This window comes from Shewanella sp. NKUCC06_TVS (genome assembly GCF_019345515.1).
GTDB classification, from domain to species: domain Bacteria; phylum Pseudomonadota; class Gammaproteobacteria; order Enterobacterales; family Shewanellaceae; genus Shewanella; species Shewanella oncorhynchi.
Window position 1 is genome coordinate 49,431 of sequence record NZ_JAHKQX010000002.1, and the last position, 20,002, is coordinate 69,432.

The following is a 20,002-nucleotide window of genomic DNA, read 5'->3' on the forward strand; positions in this document are numbered from 1 at the left end:
ATTATTAATGAGCAACAAAGTACATTTAGGCCACACGGCCAGAAAGCGTTTCGGACAAAACTTCCTTACCGACGGCAATGTGATTGACCGCATTGTGGGTGCGATTGCACCCGATAATCACCATGTGATGGTCGAAATCGGCCCTGGCCTTGGTGCCTTAACTGAACCTGTAGCCGATGCTGTGGATAATCTGACTGTTGTCGAACTCGACCGCGATCTGGTTGAACGCTTACATCAACACCCAGTCCTTAAAAATAAACTGACTATTCACCAAGGTGATGCACTGCAGTTTGATTTTGGCCAACTGAGTGTGCCTGGCAAAAAAATGAAAGTATTCGGTAACTTACCTTACAATATTTCAACGCCGCTGATGTTCCACCTGTTCGAATTTGCCGAACAGATTGAAACCATGCACTTTATGCTACAAAAAGAAGTGGTACTGCGTTTATCGGCAAGCCCAGGCTGTAAAGCCTATGGCCGTTTAACGGTCATGGCACAATACTTCTGCCAAGTGGTTCCGGTTCTCGAAGTACCGCCCCACAGCTTTACCCCTGCGCCTAAAGTGGACTCAGCAGTCGTACGCTTATTGCCATACGCCGTAAAGCCGTTCCCTTGTAAAGATATGACCGTACTACGCCACCTTTGTACTACCGCATTCAACATGCGTCGTAAGACTCTGCGTAATAACTTAAAGCACATGTTATCTGACGATGAGTTCGAGCAGTTAGGGATTGACTCAAGTCAACGCCCAGAACAGATTAGCGTGCAGCAGTATGTTGCTATGGCTAACATGGTTTGCGATAAGAAAGCATAAATATGTCTGGGCACTTAGGTGCCCTTATACCAGAGCCTAGGAACAAGAATGAGCGCATTGGACACCTCCATTCGGGTCGAAGTCAAAACTGAGTATATAGAGCAGCAGTCCTCGCCCGAGGATGAAAAGTACCTCTTCAGTTACACCATCACTATCATCAATTTAGGTGAGCAAGCGGCTAAACTTGAAACTCGTCACTGGATAATCACTGATGCCAATGGCAACACCAGTGAAGTCCAAGGTGCCGGTGTTGTCGGTGAAACGCCAACCATTGCGCCGAATACTGCCTATCAATACACCAGTGGTACTGTGCTCGATACGCCACTTGGCATAATGCACGGCACTTATGGTATGGTCAGCGAATCGGGTGAGCGTTTCCAGGCGACAATCCGTCCCTTCCGTTTAGCGACCCCAGGCTTACTACATTAATATCGTTAGGAAAGGGGTACTGTGGCGCATTATTTTGTTGGTGATATTCAAGGCTGTTTCGCTGAGTTACAAAAATTACTCGCTAAGGTCGATTTTAATCCTTCCCGCGATGAACTCTGGGCTGTAGGTGATCTTGTTGCACGTGGACCTGACTCCTTAGCTACGCTACGTTTTTTTCGCTCCTTAGGTGATTCCGCTAAAACGGTTTTAGGTAACCACGATCTCCATCTAATGGCATTACACGGTAAGCTCAAGCGCGCTAAACCCAGCGATAATCTCACTGAAATTCTAGAATCCCCCGATATCTCAGCCTCAATTGACTGGCTGAGACAACAACCTCTTATGCGTGAATTACCTGAACACCAACTCATTATGAGTCATGCGGGTGTACCACCTCAGTGGTCGCTGGAGGTATTAAGAGAAGAATCCGCACTCGTCAGTCGCGCCCTCAAGCACGATGATTATCTTGAGACATTAATAAGCCAAATGTATTCAGATACCGCAGAGCAATGGGATCCAAGTGCAATTGGCATAGAACGCTTACGTTATTGCATCAATGCATTAACACGCATGCGCTATCTTTATGTCGATGGCCGACTTGATTTTGATTGCAAACAACCTCCTGAAAACTGTACTAATCCACAACTCAAACCTTGGTTTGAGTTTGCTTCGCCGCTGCGCCAGAGTCATACCTTAGTATTTGGCCATTGGGCTGCGTTGATGGGCAAGGTCGATGATACTAAATTAAAGGCTTTAGATACAGGCTGTTGCTGGGGTGAACACTTAACCTTATGGCATCTTGAAAAAGACCAAAAAATTACGCAAAAAAAGTTAAAAAAGAGTTAAACTAAAACAGCTTAAAGTCGATAACAGACTGAGCCGCCTAACCCTGAATATCACCCTGTTTTCATTTGGAAAAATATAATAAAAATCGGAGTATCCTATGAAATTTAATGTAGCCACCAGAGTGATTGGCGGATTTGGTATTGTCACACTTTTACTCGTGTTGCTAGGATTTACATCTTATTTAACCAACAATAGCCTAAAAGCCAGCTCTGCTATGATGCAAGAATTAAGCTTGCCCGCGCTAAAATCGACAAACCACCTTAGTGAAGCATTGAGTGAGCAACAAAGACAAATCCTGATTGCCTATAACACTCCTAGATCGGCAAATATCCCGAATATTCGTAAAGTGTTCGAAGACCACGGGACTCAGTTCAAAAACGAAATTGCCACCCTCACTCAGTTAGTCAAGAGCCAGCAGAATCTATCTTCTTTAATTGCCCAATTAAGCGGCAGCTTTGCTACCTTTGAGCGAGATAGTATTGCCATGATCGCCGAACGTGAGGCCTCATTGAGCAAGCAAGAACAGCTAGTTGAACTAAAGAAAAAGCTCGAAAATGCCGCCGATGATGCCTCATCAGAACTGCTCGATATTGTTGATTTAGAAAGCAGTCAGAATCCCGATGAGCAGAGTCTTGCTGCATCAGCCAGCGCTATTGATACTAGTCTCGGAAATATCATCACTACTATTGCAGATTTAGTAACGAATGACGAAGACAGTAAGCACGAACTGATCTCAAAGGAACTTGACTACATTATCAGCGAAACCAAGAACAAACTTGAATATGTGAATCGTCACGGTCAAGGTATTGTCGAAGCGGATACCTTAAGCTCGGTCACTAAAGATATTGAAAAAGTATTAGCGCTCGTCACCGGTCCGCAATCTATGTTGCAGCTAAAATCGAGTCAGCTCTCACACGCCAAAGAAGCAGTGATAAAACTTGGCATTATTGAAAATGATGTGAAAGTCATCAATTCCAACATGAATGATGTCAGCGATAACATCGAACTTGTTGCCGCAAACATGAGCAATGACACCATAGCCAAAATTGACTCTGCCAGCATACAAACCATGATTGTCGTGTTAATAGCAATCGTTGTCGCAGTGATTGTGAGTTTTGCTGTGGTGAATCCGTTAAAACGCTCACTCAGCCAAGTGAACAATGCCCTTAACGTCTTAGCCTCAGGCAACCTTACCCATAAACTAGATGATTCTGGACACGATGAATTTGCCGAACTAGCAAAAAACTGTAATCGTCTCGTCGATAGCTTACGCAGTTTAATCATAGGTATTCTAGATAGGTCAAATCAACTTGCCGCGGCAGCCGAACAAACATCAGCAATCACAGCGCAAACCACCTCAGGCATACAAGAACAAAAAAGCCAAGTTGACCAAGTGGCTACTGCGACAACTGAACTTAGCTCTAGTGCTCAGCAGGTGTCTTTAAGTGCCAATCAAGCCCTTGAGCAAATCAAACAGGCTGATCAAGAAACTCAGCACATGCGTGCCATTGCACAAGAGAACAAACTGACTATTTTGGCTTTAGCCGATGAAGTGGCCAAAGCGGGTGTTGTGATTAATAAAGTGCAGTCGGACAGCGCCTCTATTGGCTCAATTTTGGATGTGATCCGTGGTATTGCAGAACAGACTAACCTACTCGCCCTTAACGCCGCTATTGAAGCCGCCCGTGCGGGTGAACAAGGTCGTGGTTTTGCGGTAGTTGCCGATGAAGTGCGTAGTTTAGCCTCACGCACTCAAGTGTCGACCCGAGAGATCCAACAGATGATCGAAGTGTTGCAGCAAGGTGCAGAGCAAGCCGTTGCCGCCATGGATATGGGGCGTGCTCAAGCCAACGCCTGTGTTGAAAAAACGGAGCAAGCCAACATTGCCCTCGAGACCATCAGCCAATCTGTGCATAAGGCCTATGATTCTGGCACCCATATCGCCCATGCTGCGCAGGAACAGAATTTAGTAAGCCAGCAAGTTTCTGAAAAACTAGAGCATATTGCAGCAATTTCAGAAGAAACCGCTATCGGTGCAGATCAAACGGCTCAGTCTAGCCATCAAGTCGCCAAATTAGCCGAAGAACTCCAAGCTTCGGTCGGTGAATTTAGAGTCTAATGTTTATCACCACTAAAACCTAGGGTCGCTTAGCGGCCCTTTCTTTTGAGACGAATTCACTTGCCTATCTTACTGACGACTCGAACTGTCCGGCCTTTGCACAAATTAAGGCCATAAAAAATGCCAAACTTAAGTTTGGCATTTTTATCTAGCTTAATGCTAGATACTTGATATTAGACGCTTAATATAACGTAGCAGCAAATAGAGCTAAAGTGCCGCTAAGTTCAAATCCGCATTACTCTTCTTCACCGCCCGCAGCAGCGCCAAGGCGCTCTTTCACTGCAGCGGTAATTGGGCTAGCACCATGACCGTTTGCTTCAGCCCAAGCTTGGATAGTCATCCCATCAGCTTCAGCAACACTCAATTCAGTCGCCGACAAACGCTTAGCCACAAACTCACCGGTATCGTTCGCACTCGCACCGTAAGCGGTGCGCAATAGACTTGCACCATCGCAACTGATACCACTGTAAATCTGACGTAACTTAACGCGGCTTTCTTTTAACTTTTTACGCAAGCGGTTTTTGTCGTTAGCTTTTACATAATCACAAAGACTCGCTACGAGTGGATCTTCCCCCGCAACAGCAGAGGTTGGTACAGCAATAGAACTAAATCCAATCAACGCAGCCAAGGCCACAGGCATAAGACGCATCCGATACTCCTTAATACTTTCTTATAGTTTTATTATCAATTCTGTATGGGCTGCATCTATTGTCTAAATGATATTGACCTCTTGGCTTTAGCTCTCGTTCGAAATCTAGGATAACGAAATAGGCTATCTCTTTCCGTGAAAACTAAATGTCCGATATGATGCAATACGTTAGATAAACTGACGCCCCATACACACAGGGTACACAACAGAAGCTGTAATTTAACATTTTTTTACCAAATTGATAAAGCGATATTCCAAACCAGCCGCATTTATACTCGCCAAAGATTCAGTTTCCTTCCAAGTCCCATCGTCCCAGTGGGGGAAAAATGTATCGCCTTCCACCTCAAGATTGATTTGCGTCAAATATAAGATATCGGCGCAGGGCAATAACTCGGCATAAAGCTGGCCACCACCTATAACCACTAACTCTTCACACTCACCAGCAGCTTGTTTAGCAGCATCAAACGAGGTCACACAGGTCACCCCCTCAATCACCAGATCCGTTTGGCGTGAAATCACTATGTTATGTCGACCAGGAAGGGGCCTACCGATTGACTCAAAGGTCTTACGTCCCATCACAACAGGCTTGCCTAGAGTCATCGCTTTAAAGTGACGTAGATCTTCTGGAAGATGCCATGGCATTTTATTATCTTTTCCGATGACTCGATTGTTTGCCATCGCGGCTATCATAGCAATGCGCATGCTCACTCCTGTTTTATGGAAATAGAATTATTGAATGACGGGGCGGGTCCTGAAATACAACAAACTCGGCATGGCCAAACCCACAGCTAACGCCCCTAGAATAAAGACAGTTTTGAGGCCATTACTAATCACTTGCCCCGTCAGTTCAGGACTGACTTGAGATTGAGCGGTCAATTGCACTAAGGCAATCACAGTATTAAATGCATAAGTGCCTGGGATCATAGGAATAATCGCGGCGACAGCATACATTAAAGGTGGCGCTAAGTGGCGCTTACCAAACCCTATGGTAATAATCCCTACTAATGCCGCGGCGGCGAAGGTTGCCCACTCGATTGGCAGACCAAACTGTAACATTAAAGTACGGGAACTATGGCCAATGGCTCCCGCTAAAGCGCAGTAAGGAAGAAATCGTTTAGGAACATTAAATACCATAGCAAATCCTACGGCGGGGATGGCAGAGAAAAAAGCATCGTGCAGCAGCGTTATCAGTAATTCCATCATAGGAAAATTCCGCCGATCTGCATCGCAATCGTAATGCCAATCACAGAAGAAACGGTCAGCAAAGTAGCATGACCCCAGCGGGATATACCGACATTCATGTGCCCTTTTACCATGTCGGAAATCGCATTAATCATCGGAAAACCCGGCACTAACATCAGCACACTCGCGGCCATAGCAGCCTTAGGAGTTTCACTTAACTCAAACAAATAACCCGTTTGAGCCAGCATGCTGGTGACGAAAGCTGTGATGGCAAAATTGACTAATAAATTAAAATGCCGCTTAGCAATTGCTAAACGTACCGACATACCCACTGCCGCGGCAAAAAAAGTAATCACGCATGCAGTGAGATCGCCATTAAATAAATGACAGAAGCTAGCACACGACAGGCCAATCATGAATACCACTAAGCTAGGAGGATAGGTTTTAGGTTCAATCCGCGCCAAGCGTTTACGCACTTCATTTGGGCCATACAGCCCTTTTTCAGCGAGTAAACAGATACGTTGTAATTCACAGACGACTGTCATGTTAATGCCATGCTCACGAATACGACGAGTAGTTGTGATACAGCGACCATGAACCAAACTGGTTAACACGAGGGAATTTGAGGAAATAGAGAGTTCTACGCTAGCAAGACCTAAAGCCTGGCCTAGACGCTGGCTGATTTCTTCAACTAAATCAGATTCCGCGCCGTAGGCCAGTAGCAATTGTGCAGCACGCACAACTTGCCGAGTAATATCATTTTGAGTATCAGCGTACACAGAACTCTCAAAACTCAAAGATTACTATTATCTTTGGTAAATAACTTCTACGTCGTAGTCGTCATCATCAAAGTCGTCGTCATCATCTTCATCAACATAGTCTTCATTCAATGAATCAAGGTTTGCTTGATGATAATTATCCCACTTGAACTCAACTTCACTATCTGGGTCGACTTCATTGTCTTCAGGTGGAAGACTCGCAATGTAATCGAGGAGTTTTAATGCCAACTCACTGGTACCGTCGCGGTTATAGGCGGAGATAGTATAAACATCGCCTTCCCAACCCATTTCTTTAACGATACGATCAACCTTCTCTTGCAGCTCTTCTTCAAGCAGCAGATCGGTTTTGTTAAAGACTAACCAACGCGGCTTACTCGCCAACTTTGGAGAATATTTCTCAAGCTCACCTACGATAGCGCGCGCAGACTCAACCGGATCGGTTCCGTCAATCGGCTCAATATCTATGATGTGCAGCAGAATACGGCAACGCTCAAGATGCTTTAAGAAGCGAATACCTAAACCCGCACCATCGGCAGCGCCTTCGATGAGACCAGGAATATCCGCAATCACAAAGCTTTGCCCAGGACGTGGATTAACCACACCTAAGTTAGGCACCAGTGTTGTAAACGGATAATCAGCCACTTTCGGCGTTGCACGGGAAACCGCACGAATGAATGTCGACTTACCCGCGTTAGGCATGCCAAGCAAACCAACGTCAGCCAGCAGTAACAACTCTAATTTAAGGCTACGAACTTCACCAGGTGTCCCTAACGTCTTTTGACGTGGGGCACGGTTAGTACTGCTCTTAAAACGGGTGTTACCTAAACCATGGAAACCACCTTTGGCAACCAGTAGCTTTTGACCGTGGGTTGTTAAATCCCCAAGGACTTCTTCAGTATCATGATCGACCGCGCGAGTACCAACAGGAACTTTTAAGATCAGATCTTTACCGCTATGACCAGTACAATCACGGCCACGACCATTTTCGCCACGTTCAGCCATGTGAAAACGTTCAAAACGGAACTCGATCAAAGTGTTGAAGTTTTCGTCAGCTTGCAGGAAAACACTGCCACCGTCGCCACCATCACCACCATCAGGACCACCATCAGGTACATACTTTTCGCGCCTAAAGCTAACACAACCGCTACCGCCGTCGCCTGCTTCGACCCTAATTACTGCCTCATCGACAAACTTCATACTTACTCCTGGCACCACTGAATGAAGCAATTATACCGTCTAACTTCATTGGTCGCCAAAAAACTCGAGATACTTTGCTCCCAATCTTACCTGTCAATGCTCATTCTTGGTAATCATTTACCAACTCAAGCATCTACACGGCGTAAATAGAAGCACAAAAAACAGAAAGCCCCACCAATGGCGGGGCTTTAACAGTATAAGCTAGGTTCGAAAGTTAAGCTTCGATGCTAATAAACTTACGGTTATTAGCGCCTTTAACTTCGAATTTAACTTTACCATCAGTCAGAGCAAACAGAGTATGGTCACGACCAATACCTACGTTTACACCAGCGTGGAATTTAGTACCACGTTGACGAACAATAATGTTACCAGCTAGAACTGATTCACCGCCAAAGCGCTTAACACCTAGACGTTTACTTTCTGAATCGCGGCCGTTACGAGTAGAACCGCCAGCTTTTTTATGTGCCATGAGTTAGACTCCTATTATGCGTTGATAGCAGTAATTTTAACTTCAGTGAACCACTGACGGTGGCCCATTTTCTTGTCGTGGTGCTTACGACGACGGAACTTAACGATAGTAACTTTATCGCCACGACCGTGACTTACAACTTCAGCAACGACTTTACCGCCAGCTACTAAAGGAGCACCAACATGCACGGTTTCGCCATCAGCGATCAAAAGAACTTGATCGAACTCGATAGTTTCGCCAGTTGCAACTTCTAACTTTTCTAAACGTACTGTGTGGCCTTCAGCTACACGGTGTTGTTTACCACCACTTTGAAAAACAGCGTACATAGCTATTTTACTCCAATTCCTAACACGCGGGCTCATTCTTGGATGAGGCAGGGTGCTACAAAAACTTTATTGACAATGGGCGCGGAGTTTACGCGAAGAATCTAACTCTGGCAAGCCCTAATTAGGAAAGAATAAAAAAAGACCGGATTAACTCTCACATTAGTTGAGCTAGTGCTGTCATATGTCAGAATTTTAGGTAAAATTCATTTCATTATAACACGTGAGCCTAAACAGGGGCCGGGTACGTAATGACCCCACAACCAGAGTCTATTATGGATTTAAACGCTATTCGTCAACTGGCTGACACTGATATGCAAGCAGTCAATCAGCTGATATATAAACAGCTTGAATCAGATGTCGCCCTAATTAATCAATTAGGTTTTTACATTATTAATGGTGGTGGTAAACGTCTTCGTCCTCTGCTGTCGGTTTTAGCCGCACGTGCAGTGAGCTACGAAGGCGAAGCACATCTTAAGCTAGCGGCGATTATTGAGTTTATCCATACAGCCTCATTGCTCCACGATGATGTCGTTGATGAATCGACGTTACGCCGCGGACGAGAAACAGCCAATGCACTGTTTGGCAATAGTGCCAGTGTGCTAGTCGGGGATTTCCTTTATACCCGCTCATTCCAGATGATGACCGAACTTGACAACATGAAAGTGCTCAGAGTGTTAGCTGATACGACTAACGTGTTGGCCGAGGGTGAAGTCTTACAGCTGATGAATTGCAATGACCCAAACACCACTGAAGAAAGCTATATGCGGGTCATTTATTGCAAAACTGCCAAGTTATTTGAAGCAGCTACGCTACTCGCGGGCGTGCTAGCAGGTGCAACGCCTGAGCAAGAAACCGCCTTAGGCAACTATGGTAAGTATCTCGGCACCGCCTTTCAGCTTACCGACGACTTACTCGACTATACCGCCGACAGTGACGAGCTAGGTAAGAATATCGGTGATGACCTTGCCGAAGGTAAACCGACTCTGCCACTCATCTATGCCATTGCCCATGGCACAGACGAAGAGAAACAGCTCATACGTCAAGCAATTGAACAAGGTGATGGTACTCAGGCCATAGATAAAATCGTAGCAGCACTGCACCATTGCGGCGCGTTAAACTACACCCAACAAAAAGCAATTGAAGAATCAGAGAAAGCCATCGCGGCATTATCTGCTTTACCCGATAGCGACTATAAGCAAGCCTTAGTAACGCTAGCTAAGATTTCGGTCGACAGAAACCACTGATTGCTAACTAATGTAGTTTCGCCCCAAAAAAAGGTCTTACTCAGTAAGACCTTTTTTATTGCTTTAACCGCAATCCTAAAATCAAACCTGCCAAAGGATCGGCGTTTCGCCTCGCTCAAGCAATAATTGATTCACTTGAGAGAAATGCCCACAACCAAAAAAACCGCGATAAGCCGATAAAGGTGAAGGATGTGGTCCTGTGAGCACTTGATGTTGCGGTGCGTTAACGACTTGACCCTTTTTAATGGCATGACTGCCCCAAAGCACGAAAATAATCGGCTGAGTCTGCCGATTTAATAATTCCAGCACCGCAGTCGTAAAGACTTCCCACCCGGCTTTGGCATGGGAATGCGCCTTGCCTTGCTCAACTGTCAGCACAGTATTGAGCATCAGTATCCCCTGCTCCGCCCATGCAGATAAATCACCATGGGATGGCACAACAAAACCTTCAATATCCGTCGCTAATTCTTTGTACATATTGGCTAAAGATGGCGGTGGTTTTATCCCGCGTTTAACCGAAAAACATAAACCATGGGCTTGATCTGGGCCGTGATAGGGATCTTGGCCAATCAAAACCACTCTGACTTGTTCAAGGGGCGTCATACTAAAAGCATTGAAAACATCAACTTCGGGGGGATAAACCACTTTCCCAGCCCTGCGTTCATTATCAACAAATGCGCTTAGTTGCTGAAAATAAGGCAAAGCTCTTTGCTCATCGATAAATGTTTGCCATGTCGCCTGAGTCACTATTTTACTTCCTCAATTCTATAGTCAGGTTAGCTTAAAAGTCCTGTAGTGGTATGGCAAGTTTGCAGACCTTACCTGCCGCTAAGTAATACCACTAAACCTGCTAGGTCTCACGTTAAGACTTTCAATTTAAAACATTCGAAATTAAGTGATATAGTGCGCCCATTCTCGCACACTCTGATACGTAATGATGATCCAACATTCTGATAAATCAATTCAAAGACATCAAACGGGTTTCACCTTAATTGAACTTGTGGTGGTCATCATAGTGCTCGGTATTTTAGCCGTTGTGGCCCTGCCAAAATTTATCAATGTGCAACAAGATGCGCAAATTGCAACAGTTAAAGCAGCAGGTGGAGGCTTTAAATCAGCCATCAATCTGGCACGTTCCGTATGGGCTGTAAAAGTGGGCTCAGGTCCAAAAGAGGATTTACCCGTATTTGGTACGGCACAATCCGAACAAATAGATTTCAACGCCTTCGGTTGGCCAGCACAACACTATATCCATGGCAATGAGGCCTCTCCGGCACTCGATAATGTCGAAGACTGTATATCGGTATGGGAAGTATTATTTCAAAATACCCAGCCGAGTGTCTCGCGCTTGAATATTGATGCGACTGAAACCGACTATAAAGCCAGTTATACCGATCCTGGCCAGTGCACTTATTTGTATCGAACAAACGATAAACTGTCGATTAATTATGACTCCCATACAGGAGTCGTCATTACCGACACAGATCCCAATAGTTAATGCCTGACGATTCCTTCTTACACCAATTAAGTTAGAATCGAACTTTAATCTGTTACTTTTTTAGAGTGAACGCCATGACCGACACGAGCAGCACCACCATTTACGAACTTGCCGATCAGTTTATTGCCTTAGCCAATCAGCTAAGCCAACAAGAAGCAGATGTAGGTAAAGTTGGCACAGCACTCCGTTTTGCCGCAGCACGTTTTAATGCCTTCGAAGCCGCGATTAAATCAGCGGATCTCGGTGCAGAAAAAGAGAGCGCATTAGAATGGTTTAGCAGTGAATTCAAAGAAATGCTGAGTGACAACTTAGACGACCACATTGCCAATCCACCCATTATCCAAGAAAGTGTGGCAGAAGAAGCTGATAATTCTGTGCAAATGTTTAAAGGCTAATCACGCCTTGATTTAAATGCATAGCCATCAACAAACACGCCATCGATTGATGGCGTGTTTGTTATTTAAAACCAATGATTTTAGATAGATCGCTAAAGCGTGTACACCACACGGATCGCCAGCAATATCAATACTACGCCGGACAACTTATCAATTAACCCCGCTTTTTCTCTCAACTTAGGCAACACACTCGAGTGGGATAGCAATAAGGCTATCAAAGTGTACCAAAGACCATCGACTACTAACGGTGTAAAAACAATTAATGCTTTAGCCGTCATGCTATCGGCGACCATCACAAATTGGCTGAATAACGCAAGAAAAAATAGCATTATCTTAGGGTTGAATAAAGAAATAGCGATACCATCACGGGCTGCAGTTAAGGTATCTGTCGCCTCCCCTGCAGCCAATTTAGCTTGCATACCGCCATTGGAACGCAGCGCTTGAACTCCCATCCAAGCAAGGTATAAGGCACCGAGAATCGCAATGCCATTAAAGATTAAGGGCGCCTTTTTAAGCACTACGGCTAAGCCTAGTAACGTCACCAGCGCATAGATCCCAATCCCTATCGAGTGTGCCCAAGCACAGACGATACCCTTCCCCCGCCCACCACCTAAAGTATGACGTACTACCATAGTCAAACTTGGGCCCGGCGACATAGCCCCCAAACAACAAATAGCCAATAAACCTAACCAAGTACTCCAACTCATTGATGACACCTTTCGCCGAATAAAAAAGCCCACTGCTGGGCCTTAAACTTGCTTGCTATTCTAACATCGCGTCATCAAGGCGTTAACGCTAATAAATCCATTTTCAATAAATGAACAGTCATTTAAGAGAACCCCAAATGCGATAATCCCATAAATTCACACTGATTTAAGCCGTTAACCGCTAAGATTAGCGCTAACCTAAGTCTTTATAGCCAAACCTTAATACCTAAGCCTTCATCGCTATTATCACAAAGGCGATTCTCAATCAGGAAATTTTATGAACACTATAACGCTGATCAGTATTTTTATTCTTTGCCTATTAATAGGTGCGATCTTATTACTGCTTTGGCAAAGACAAAAAGGTAAAACCATACCGCTGACGGTGATTTTTGTGCTGGGATTTTTCGCCTTAGGGCTCAGTGCTATTATTGGATTTGTGCACAAAAGCGAGGATTACCAAGCCTATCAAAAACTACAATGGCACACCTTAGCCCCAGAGAAAATCGCGCCTCTGGTTGCCCAAGGCTATACCGTCTTTGTCGATATTACCTCTGATTGGTGCACCATCTGCCAAACGAATAAAGCGGAAGTCACCCACAGGGAGCAAATTGTAAATGCCTTGATGGCCGACAATATCATTCTGATGCAAGGTAACTGGAGTGAGGCGAATAAAACGATTGAAACCTATATGCGCCACGAAGGAGTGCCCGGCACGCCCTACAATAAAATTTATGGTCCAAGCGCCCCCAATGGAATTCTCTTGCCGTCAAAACTCAGTATGAGTGATGTGTTAAATGGTTTAGTTGCCGCGCAAACGAATCGTAACTAAGCACTAAACCATATTTAGGACGAGTCAAATACGAATAAAAAAGGCTGCATTGCAGCCTTTTTGCTTACTTCACTTCTATTTATAAAAGCCAAATTTCTTGAAAGGTGGGTTAGAAATCGCTTCTATAAATTGGCTTACTCATTAAAAACGGTAATTCACTCGACCATAGTAGAAACCGCCGTTGTAATCGAATGGCCCACTTTCATAATAAACGCCACCGAGTTCACCCAAGGTCCCTTCTTTCAGCTTTTGCGCTTCTTGATCAAATAGATTATTAGCCCCCACAGCCAGCGTTAAGCCATCAAGTAATTGATAGCTCATTTCAAGATCGACGGTCACCGCAGCATCAGCCATTTCAGAGCCCCAATCAGAGGTATCGTCAGCATGAGTCGCATAGTACTCACCAAAATAGTTACCACGCAGTGACAGGGTTAACTTGTCCCATGACTGTGCCCAAGTTAAGGTGGCACGATGTGCGGGGATACCATCTTCTAATCGACGAACTTTACCCGCATCGGTCGTTTTAAGATCAAACTTATCAACGCTGGTATCGGTCCAACCATAGGCAAGACTGAACTTAGCATTACCCGATAGAATTTCCGCATCATAGGAGGCGACGATATCGATACCTTGAGTCGTAGTATCAAAGTCATTGGTGTAATAGCTCACACCTTGGATTAACTCAGGGAACTCAACCCCAGCGGCACGTAAGGCATCATAATCTTTAGCCTCAACATCAATCTTACTCGACTGTGCAATACGGCCCTCTACGCCAATGTTGTAGTAATCGACCGTTAAGAAGAAGCTTTCGTACTCATATACAGCCCCAATCGCATAACTAATCGACTCTTCTGGCTTTAATACTTCACCACCATAAAATGCCGCAAGCGGATCGGTTGGGGGGGCAATAAAGGTCTGGATCAATTCACCATCGATGATCGATGTCTGGGTATTCACCACGTTTTCTTGGCCAACCGTTGGAGCACGAAAGCCGGTGCTGTGTGAGGCGCGGAACGACAATTCATCCGTTGCAGAATACTGCAACGTCAATTTGTAATTTAACGTATCACCAAAGGTTGAAAAGTCTTCGTAGCGCAGTGCTAAACCGAGTAACCAGTCATCACTTAAATAAGCTTCTAAATCAGTATAAATACCTATGTTATGACGTGAGTTTTTACCCGCAGACTCTGGGCCAAAGCCTTTAAAACCGTGCGCACCAATGTTGAAACCTTGGCTAGCATAAGGGCCTGCAATCCACGAGGCTTCATCACCTTGAGAAATCTCAAACGACTCATTTCGCCATTCAAAACCAGAAGCAAAACTAATGTCTTCAATGCCTCCTAAGGTTATGAAGCGCGAGAAATCTAAGTTAACTGTGGTTTCAACTTGCTCATAAGCTCCCGTATCGAAATCCGTCGGGGTATCTAATCCCAGTGATGGATTCAACGAATTTTTAAGACCAAAACTGGCTTTGTTCGCCCCCGTACCAGCACTGAAATCATAATTCCATTCACCGATATCGCCTTTTACACCTGCGAAGAAGGACATATCTTCAATGGTGCCGGTGAACTGTGGCGTATAGCCACCTGGAAATATCTGGTTCATAGCAAAGCAATTTGGGTCGGCAACCATCGCCTTGTATGCATCAGTGTCGAGTACGTTGCCGTCACTTCCATCAGCATTTTTAGGGATAGGTACGAGTCCACATGTTGATGAATCACCATTTACAGCGCCCACAAGTAAATTCTGACCACCATCATTGGAATACACATTGCTACGATTTTGCGGGTAACGATAATAGAAGCCTCCCACGGCATCGCGGGAAGACAGATTACCAAAGGCATAGGCATGCATGTTGGCATTAATGTCTAAGCCTGAGTTGATGAACACTGAATAGTCATCATTAATTTCAGGATTACCCCACACTTGAGCGGGGTCATTGATCGCGGTATTACCCTGCTCGGCTAAGTTAGCCGCATCAGGACGCTGCACACTACGGTTAGTGGAGTCAGCATTTTTATACTGGAAGCTTAAATTGACGAAGCCATTTTCAGTCACAGGTAAACCGACATCACCTTCGACCGTAGTTGTAGCACCATCACCCTCGTAATATTCTCCTTGGGTCACAGTGATGGAACCACCCTCGGAATTATCTTTTAAAACAAAGTTCATGACTCCGGCAATCGCATCCGACCCATACTGCGCCGCAGCGCCGTCGCGTAACACTTCAACTTGCTTTAATGCAGAACCAGGAATAACTGAGATATCAGGACCTTGAGCGCCATCGTTAATACCACCACCTTGAAACGCAATCACAGATGCACGGTGACGACGCTTACCGTTGACTAGCACTAGCGTACTGTCTGATGGCAAACCCCGTAAATTAACGGGACGAACTAAGGTTGCTGCATCACTAATGGGTTGAGCGCGTGAGTTAAACGATGGCACCGAAGTCACTAACATATCAATCATGTCAGTCGAACCATTCTTTTTAAGGTCGTCACTACTAATAATATCAATAGGAACGGGGGAATCGCCGATTGAGCGTGGCGCAGCACGGGACCCTACAACTGCAATTTTTTCAACGTTCTCATTTTTAACAGCCGTCTCATCTTCTTCTGCTATTGCCTGCGGACTGATTAAACTACCAGACAAGGCTAGAGTAATCGCCAGACTCACTGCACTTAATCCAAACTTCTGCTTCTTTGAGGTCATCATATTCATCCCAACTGCTTATTATTTTTAGAATACCTGACCTGCTTTGTGCGATTCTCTTCCCTAAACCTTGCTACCACGGCCAACGCAAAATCACATTACAAAAACATTTTTATAACATAAATTAAACAATATCCAATATTAAATCAGACTTTTGAATGAATATTAGTCATTTATCTTTTATATCAATTTCTTAGATGAAAATATTTTTTATAGGATGGCATCAAGTAAAATGTACTCGAACGGCAAAAAGTGTGAGCAGAAAAATTACCAAAGAAAAAATGCTTAAAGGGCATAATCAAAAACACGATATATCGCGTCACAGTACTTAAGGTATACTCAGAAAATACCGCCAAAACCAGAGTAAGACAGATGACCAATAAGATTTCAGTCAATAATGAAAAATCGATAGATAAGCATTTCTTACCGGAAAACCAGTTACTGCTCAACGCTGTCGGCGAAGGTATTTATGGATTTGATTTAAGCGGTAATGCGGTGTTTATCAATCCGGCAGCCGAACGCATGACGGGTTGGAAGAATGAAGAGCTACTCGGTAAAAACATCCATAACTGCCATCATCACAGTCATGCAGATGGCAGTCATTATCCCCAAGAGGATTGTCCAATTTACAACACCTTAAAGGATGGGATCACCCGAGAAATAACCCACGATGTATTTTGGCGTAAAGATGGCAGTAGCTTCCCCGTTCATTACAGTTCCACCCCTGTTTACCGTGACAATCAACTGATTGGCGTAGTCGCGATATTTCGCGACATTAGTATTCAAAAACAAACAGAGCAGTCATTACGCCAAGCCCTAGCCCAAGTACAAGCACTGTCGGAGCGACTCGCCTCTGAAAATCATTATCTACAGGCAGAGTTGGCAGATAAAACGGGTGATGTGGATATTTCGGGAGCCAGTACAGTGATCCGCCATATGATCCAGCAATTGCACATGGTGGCCAATACCGACAGTACTGTGCTCATTTGTGGTGAAAATGGCACAGGAAAAGAACTCGTTGCCCGTAACTTACATCAGCTCAGTCGCCGCAAAGATAAACCCATGATCAGTGTCAACTGTGCCGCGTTTTCGGCATCTTTACTAGAAAGTGAACTCTTTGGTCATGAGAAGGGGGCATTTACTGGCGCCACAAGCCGCCGTAAAGGTCGCTTCGAACTTGCTCATCAAGGCACACTGTTCCTCGACGAAGTCGCTGAACTCAGTTTAGAAGCCCAATCAAAACTACTACGAGTCATCCAAGAACAATCCTTCGAACGTCTCGGTGGCAGCGAAACCATTCAAGTGGATATTCGCTTAGTCGCCGCCAGTCACCACGATTTACTCAAGCGAGTCGAACAGGGATTATTTAGGATGGATCTCTATTACCGTTTGAATGTATTCCCTATTCAAGTACCACCACTGCGCGCAAGAATCGAAGATATTCCCGAACTCGTCAGCCATATTCTGCACAACTTGAATCGTAAGCTAGGTAAAAAAATCCGTGGAGTGAGCCAAAAAGGGCTACAAAAACTCATGGCTTATACTTGGCCGGGCAATGTGCGCGAACTGCAAAATATCCTCGAACGCGAAGCCATTCTATCCCAAGGAGATATTCTGCAGATCCACGCTATGCCAAGCAATAATCCCTTAGCTCAAACCCAAGGGCAAACCTTAGCGGAAGCGGAAGCGCTGCATATAGAACAAACCCTTAAGCGCTTAAACTGGCGCATATCCGGCCCACTCGGCGCAGCGAATGTCCTCGGTGTGCCCGCAAGTACACTGAGATCACGAATGAAAAAACTGGGGATCCAGCGTCAATCGAGTGAAATCTAATTCAAAACGAGCACACTAAAAACGCGATATATCACCAATGTGTGATATATCGTGATCCGCATCTAGTTCCAATCACAAAATAATCATAAATATCATGATGTTGAGCCAATTAAAACTTGGCCTAGCGCTTGCTATAGGGAGGCGAATCTTATTTAAGCCGTTAGGACCCTTTATGCCCAAGAGCGAAGTTACCCCAAATTCTCCAAGTGTAAATAAGAGTGTGGGCGCGAAACCTGCCTCAGTAGAGCTACACATTCCGGTTAAAAATCTCTCTACTGAAACCGCAGCAAAGAGTCGTCTCCCCTCTGGCAATATCCATTTCCGTGAGCAAAAAGGTGATTTTCAGCGCCTGCGAACCATGATGAATAGCCTATTGATCGTGATGTTTTTCGCCCTGCCGTTTATCTCTATTGATGGCCGCCAAGCAATACTGTTAGATATCAGCCAACAACAGTTTTTCTTCTTTGGTATCACGCTCTGGCCACAGGACTTTACCTTGCTGGCATGGATTTTTATCGCCGCCGCCTTCGGTCTGTTTTTCATTACCGTATTTTGGGGCCGTGTTTGGTGCGGTTACCTTTGCCCACAAACGGCGTGGACCTTTATCTATGTGTGGATAGAAACGCGCATCGAAGGCAGCAGTAATAAACGTAAGCAGCTCGACAAAGCCCCTTGGACTAGCAGTAAAATCGGTAAAAGAAGTGCAAAACACTTACTTTGGGGTCTAACAGCTCTGCTCACTGGCTGTGGTTTTATCGGTTATTTTATTCCCGCCCGCGAACTTTATGTGGACATCTTGACGGGCAATGCCAGCTTCTGGGTGACAAGCTGGGTGTGGTTTTTCGCCATTTGTACTTATCTCAATGCGGGCTGGATGCGCGAGCAAATGTGCTTACATTGCTGCCCCTATTCACGTTTCCAAGCTGTGATGTTCGATGCCAACACTAAAACCGTGACCTATGATGCACAGCGCGGTGAAGCCCGTGGCCCTCGCAAACGTAAACAAGAGAACAATCAAGATGACCATACTTTAGGTGACTGTGTTGACTGTAATTTGTGTGTCGAAGTGTGCCCAACAGGGATAGATATTCGTAACGGCTTGCAATATGAGTGCATCAACTGCGGCGCCTGTGTCGATGCCTGTAATGAGACTATGTTGAAGTTCGATTACAAGCAGAATCTTATCGGCTATATGAGTGAAAATGATCTTAAGGGAGTGAATTACTCCTATTGGCGCTCGCCGCGTTTCTTAGGCTACGGTGCAGCGGTCATTATCATGTTTATCGTCATAGGGTTAGACTTAAATAGCCGCAGCGAGATCCAGCTTAACGTGATCCGTGATCGTCAAAGCTTGTACCGTGAAACCTCGGATAATAAAGTTGAAAATACCTATCAGTTGAAGATCCGCAACAAGACGCAAGATACTAAGCAGTATCAACTCGCCGTCGACAGTGAAATGCCCTTTAGCTTGATTGCCGATCCTATTATTACCTTGGCAGCAGGTGAACAAGTGGACTATCCCGTCACTGTATTAGCCGATAAGGATGCCATCCCCTCGGGGCGCAAAATTATCCAATTCTCGGTGACGGATGTTAAACAGCCAACACAACAAGTAAGCCAAGAAACCGGATTCTTCAGTCCCTAGCACTGGGCTTTTAGCGCTTAATATGAGTTACCGTAACATTGGTCATCATCAAATTAACTACCCAATCGGCGCTTGAGGAATCAACTCAAGCGCCATTTAAAGGCAGAAATTCATCCCCAAATGACAACCTGATCTTTAACGTCTCATACATCGGAATCAAACCTCAAACACCTACAAAGCTGAAAATTTCCCCGTTAAACGGCGCATAGACAAAGCAAATTGAGCACATTCAATCTCAATCCTTAGAAACATAACGGTTACAAATTTTAAATTATCTTTCCTTCAACTCTTATTTAGGTTTTGTGGTTCATTAGATAACTAAGATT

General features: G+C 44.9%; 20 protein-coding genes. 10 read left to right on the forward strand and 10 right to left on the reverse strand.

The genetic code is table 11. From position 1 onward, the window contains the following. The first annotated feature begins 7 nt into the window (after positions 1 to 7). The 4 genes from rsmA to KO531_RS02340 all read left to right on the forward strand — a co-directional run bounded on the left by rsmA (position 8) and on the right by KO531_RS02340 (position 4,208). A complete protein-coding gene (gene rsmA / locus KO531_RS02325; protein WP_219250295.1) occupies positions 8 to 814 on the forward strand; it encodes a 16S rRNA (adenine(1518)-N(6)/adenine(1519)-N(6))-dimethyltransferase RsmA in 807 nt (268 codons plus the stop codon). 48 nt (positions 815 to 862) lie between these two features. After that, positions 863 to 1,243 carry a Co2+/Mg2+ efflux protein ApaG gene (gene apaG, locus KO531_RS02330; protein WP_028761528.1) on the forward strand — a complete coding sequence of 127 codons (381 nt, stop codon included), beginning with the start codon at positions 863 to 865 and terminating at the stop codon, positions 1,241 to 1,243. A 21-nt stretch (positions 1,244 to 1,264) separates the two neighbouring features. Next, positions 1,265 to 2,089 carry a symmetrical bis(5'-nucleosyl)-tetraphosphatase gene (locus tag KO531_RS02335; RefSeq protein ID WP_113939897.1) on the forward strand — a complete coding sequence of 275 codons (825 nt, stop codon included), beginning with the start codon at positions 1,265 to 1,267 and terminating at the stop codon, positions 2,087 to 2,089. Between the two features lie 97 nt (positions 2,090 to 2,186). After that, the gene (locus tag KO531_RS02340; RefSeq protein ID WP_173496948.1) at positions 2,187 to 4,208 is read left to right on the forward strand and encodes a methyl-accepting chemotaxis protein; all 2,022 of its coding nucleotides are present in this window, start codon (positions 2,187 to 2,189) and stop codon (positions 4,206 to 4,208) included. Between the two features lie 235 nt (positions 4,209 to 4,443). On the opposite strand, the gene KO531_RS02345 is transcribed toward KO531_RS02340, so the two are convergent. From KO531_RS02345 to rplU, 7 genes are all read right to left on the reverse strand, one after another. Beyond that, positions 4,444 to 4,857: a DUF3718 domain-containing protein gene (locus KO531_RS02345; protein WP_105249997.1), complete on the reverse strand. Its 414-nt coding sequence runs from the start codon at positions 4,855 to 4,857 to the stop codon at positions 4,444 to 4,446. A gap of 219 nt (positions 4,858 to 5,076) precedes the next feature. Continuing rightward, a complete protein-coding gene (gene folA, locus KO531_RS02350) occupies positions 5,077 to 5,559 on the reverse strand; it encodes a type 3 dihydrofolate reductase (RefSeq protein ID WP_028761532.1) in 483 nt (160 codons plus the stop codon). Between the two features lie 27 nt (positions 5,560 to 5,586). Then, positions 5,587 to 6,060, reverse strand: a complete 474-nt coding sequence (locus KO531_RS02355; RefSeq protein ID WP_113939894.1) for a threonine/serine exporter family protein — start codon at positions 6,058 to 6,060, stop codon at positions 5,587 to 5,589. Continuing rightward, positions 6,057 to 6,818, reverse strand: a complete 762-nt coding sequence (locus KO531_RS02360; RefSeq protein ID WP_113939893.1) for a threonine/serine exporter family protein — start codon at positions 6,816 to 6,818, stop codon at positions 6,057 to 6,059. The genes KO531_RS02355 and KO531_RS02360 overlap by 4 nt, the downstream gene beginning before the upstream one ends. A gap of 27 nt (positions 6,819 to 6,845) precedes the next feature. After that, entirely contained in the window at positions 6,846 to 8,015 is a 1,170-nt protein-coding gene (gene cgtA, locus KO531_RS02365) for an Obg family GTPase CgtA (protein WP_105250000.1), read from the reverse strand. A gap of 214 nt (positions 8,016 to 8,229) precedes the next feature. Further along, positions 8,230 to 8,484: a 50S ribosomal protein L27 gene (gene rpmA / locus KO531_RS02370; RefSeq protein ID WP_006080527.1), complete on the reverse strand. Its 255-nt coding sequence runs from the start codon at positions 8,482 to 8,484 to the stop codon at positions 8,230 to 8,232. 14 nt (positions 8,485 to 8,498) lie between these two features. Next, positions 8,499 to 8,810 (reverse strand): 50S ribosomal protein L21, encoded by a 312-nt coding sequence (rplU, locus tag KO531_RS02375; RefSeq protein ID WP_006080526.1) that lies wholly within the window; start codon positions 8,808 to 8,810, stop codon positions 8,499 to 8,501. A 272-nt stretch (positions 8,811 to 9,082) separates the two neighbouring features. Between rplU and ispB the strand changes: the two genes are divergently transcribed. Beyond that, positions 9,083 to 10,054: an octaprenyl diphosphate synthase gene (gene ispB / locus KO531_RS02380; RefSeq protein ID WP_219250434.1), complete on the forward strand. Its 972-nt coding sequence runs from the start codon at positions 9,083 to 9,085 to the stop codon at positions 10,052 to 10,054. Between the two features lie 81 nt (positions 10,055 to 10,135). Here the strand turns inward: ispB and ung are convergent, their stop codons facing one another. Beyond that, positions 10,136 to 10,801 (reverse strand): uracil-DNA glycosylase, encoded by a 666-nt coding sequence (ung, locus tag KO531_RS02385; protein ID WP_168825006.1) that lies wholly within the window; start codon positions 10,799 to 10,801, stop codon positions 10,136 to 10,138. Positions 10,802 to 10,988: 187 nt separating this feature from the next. Here ung and KO531_RS02390 point away from each other — a divergent pair, with 187 nt between their 5' ends. Next, positions 10,989 to 11,552 carry a prepilin-type N-terminal cleavage/methylation domain-containing protein gene (locus tag KO531_RS02390; protein ID WP_198572984.1) on the forward strand — a complete coding sequence of 188 codons (564 nt, stop codon included), beginning with the start codon at positions 10,989 to 10,991 and terminating at the stop codon, positions 11,550 to 11,552. 74 nt (positions 11,553 to 11,626) lie between these two features. Next, complete coding sequence (locus tag KO531_RS02395) at positions 11,627 to 11,947, forward strand: DUF3144 domain-containing protein (protein WP_105250001.1); 321 nt, start codon at positions 11,627 to 11,629, stop codon at positions 11,945 to 11,947. A gap of 92 nt (positions 11,948 to 12,039) precedes the next feature. On the opposite strand, the gene KO531_RS02400 is transcribed toward KO531_RS02395, so the two are convergent. Beyond that, positions 12,040 to 12,654, reverse strand: a complete 615-nt coding sequence (locus KO531_RS02400; protein WP_212600381.1) for a LysE family translocator — start codon at positions 12,652 to 12,654, stop codon at positions 12,040 to 12,042. Positions 12,655 to 12,931: 277 nt separating this feature from the next. Here KO531_RS02400 and KO531_RS02405 point away from each other — a divergent pair, with 277 nt between their 5' ends. Next, positions 12,932 to 13,483 carry a thioredoxin family protein gene (locus KO531_RS02405; protein WP_113939891.1) on the forward strand — a complete coding sequence of 184 codons (552 nt, stop codon included), beginning with the start codon at positions 12,932 to 12,934 and terminating at the stop codon, positions 13,481 to 13,483. A gap of 141 nt (positions 13,484 to 13,624) precedes the next feature. Here the strand turns inward: KO531_RS02405 and KO531_RS02410 are convergent, their stop codons facing one another. Then, a complete protein-coding gene (locus KO531_RS02410; protein ID WP_219250435.1) occupies positions 13,625 to 16,201 on the reverse strand; it encodes a TonB-dependent receptor in 2,577 nt (858 codons plus the stop codon). Positions 16,202 to 16,570: 369 nt separating this feature from the next. On the opposite strand from KO531_RS02410, the gene KO531_RS02415 reads away from it, so the two are divergent. After that, positions 16,571 to 18,031 (forward strand): sigma 54-interacting transcriptional regulator, encoded by a 1,461-nt coding sequence (locus tag KO531_RS02415; RefSeq protein ID WP_105250005.1) that lies wholly within the window; start codon positions 16,571 to 16,573, stop codon positions 18,029 to 18,031. Between the two features lie 172 nt (positions 18,032 to 18,203). Continuing rightward, entirely contained in the window at positions 18,204 to 19,676 is a 1,473-nt protein-coding gene (ccoG, locus tag KO531_RS02420) for a cytochrome c oxidase accessory protein CcoG (protein WP_181800849.1), read from the forward strand. Positions 19,677 to 20,002 lie beyond the last annotated feature (326 nt).

Excerpts from the sequence above, each read along its gene's own strand:
- rsmA (WP_219250295.1), top strand. The coding sequence starts at position 8 with ATGAGCAACAAAGTACATTTAGGCCACACGGCCAGAAAGCGTTTCGGA.
- apaG (WP_028761528.1), top strand. The coding sequence starts at position 863 with ATGAGCGCATTGGACACCTCCATTCGGGTCGAAGTCAAAACTGAGTAT.
- KO531_RS02340 (WP_173496948.1), top strand. The coding sequence starts at position 2,187 with ATGAAATTTAATGTAGCCACCAGAGTGATTGGCGGATTTGGTATTGTC.
- KO531_RS02345 (WP_105249997.1), bottom strand. The coding sequence starts at position 4,857 with ATGCGTCTTATGCCTGTGGCCTTGGCTGCGTTGATTGGATTTAGTTCT.
- folA (WP_028761532.1), bottom strand. The coding sequence starts at position 5,559 with ATGCGCATTGCTATGATAGCCGCGATGGCAAACAATCGAGTCATCGGA.
- KO531_RS02355 (WP_113939894.1), bottom strand. The coding sequence starts at position 6,060 with ATGATGGAATTACTGATAACGCTGCTGCACGATGCTTTTTTCTCTGCC.
- cgtA (WP_105250000.1), bottom strand. The coding sequence starts at position 8,015 with ATGAAGTTTGTCGATGAGGCAGTAATTAGGGTCGAAGCAGGCGACGGC.
- rpmA (WP_006080527.1), bottom strand. The coding sequence starts at position 8,484 with ATGGCACATAAAAAAGCTGGCGGTTCTACTCGTAACGGCCGCGATTCA.
- rplU (WP_006080526.1), bottom strand. The coding sequence starts at position 8,810 with ATGTACGCTGTTTTTCAAAGTGGTGGTAAACAACACCGTGTAGCTGAA.
- ispB (WP_219250434.1), top strand. The coding sequence starts at position 9,083 with ATGGATTTAAACGCTATTCGTCAACTGGCTGACACTGATATGCAAGCA.
- KO531_RS02390 (WP_198572984.1), top strand. The coding sequence starts at position 10,989 with ATGATGATCCAACATTCTGATAAATCAATTCAAAGACATCAAACGGGT.
- KO531_RS02395 (WP_105250001.1), top strand. The coding sequence starts at position 11,627 with ATGACCGACACGAGCAGCACCACCATTTACGAACTTGCCGATCAGTTT.
- KO531_RS02400 (WP_212600381.1), bottom strand. The coding sequence starts at position 12,654 with ATGAGTTGGAGTACTTGGTTAGGTTTATTGGCTATTTGTTGTTTGGGG.
- KO531_RS02405 (WP_113939891.1), top strand. The coding sequence starts at position 12,932 with ATGAACACTATAACGCTGATCAGTATTTTTATTCTTTGCCTATTAATA.
- KO531_RS02410 (WP_219250435.1), bottom strand. The coding sequence starts at position 16,201 with ATGATGACCTCAAAGAAGCAGAAGTTTGGATTAAGTGCAGTGAGTCTG.
- KO531_RS02415 (WP_105250005.1), top strand. The coding sequence starts at position 16,571 with ATGACCAATAAGATTTCAGTCAATAATGAAAAATCGATAGATAAGCAT.
- ccoG (WP_181800849.1), top strand. The coding sequence starts at position 18,204 with ATGCCCAAGAGCGAAGTTACCCCAAATTCTCCAAGTGTAAATAAGAGT.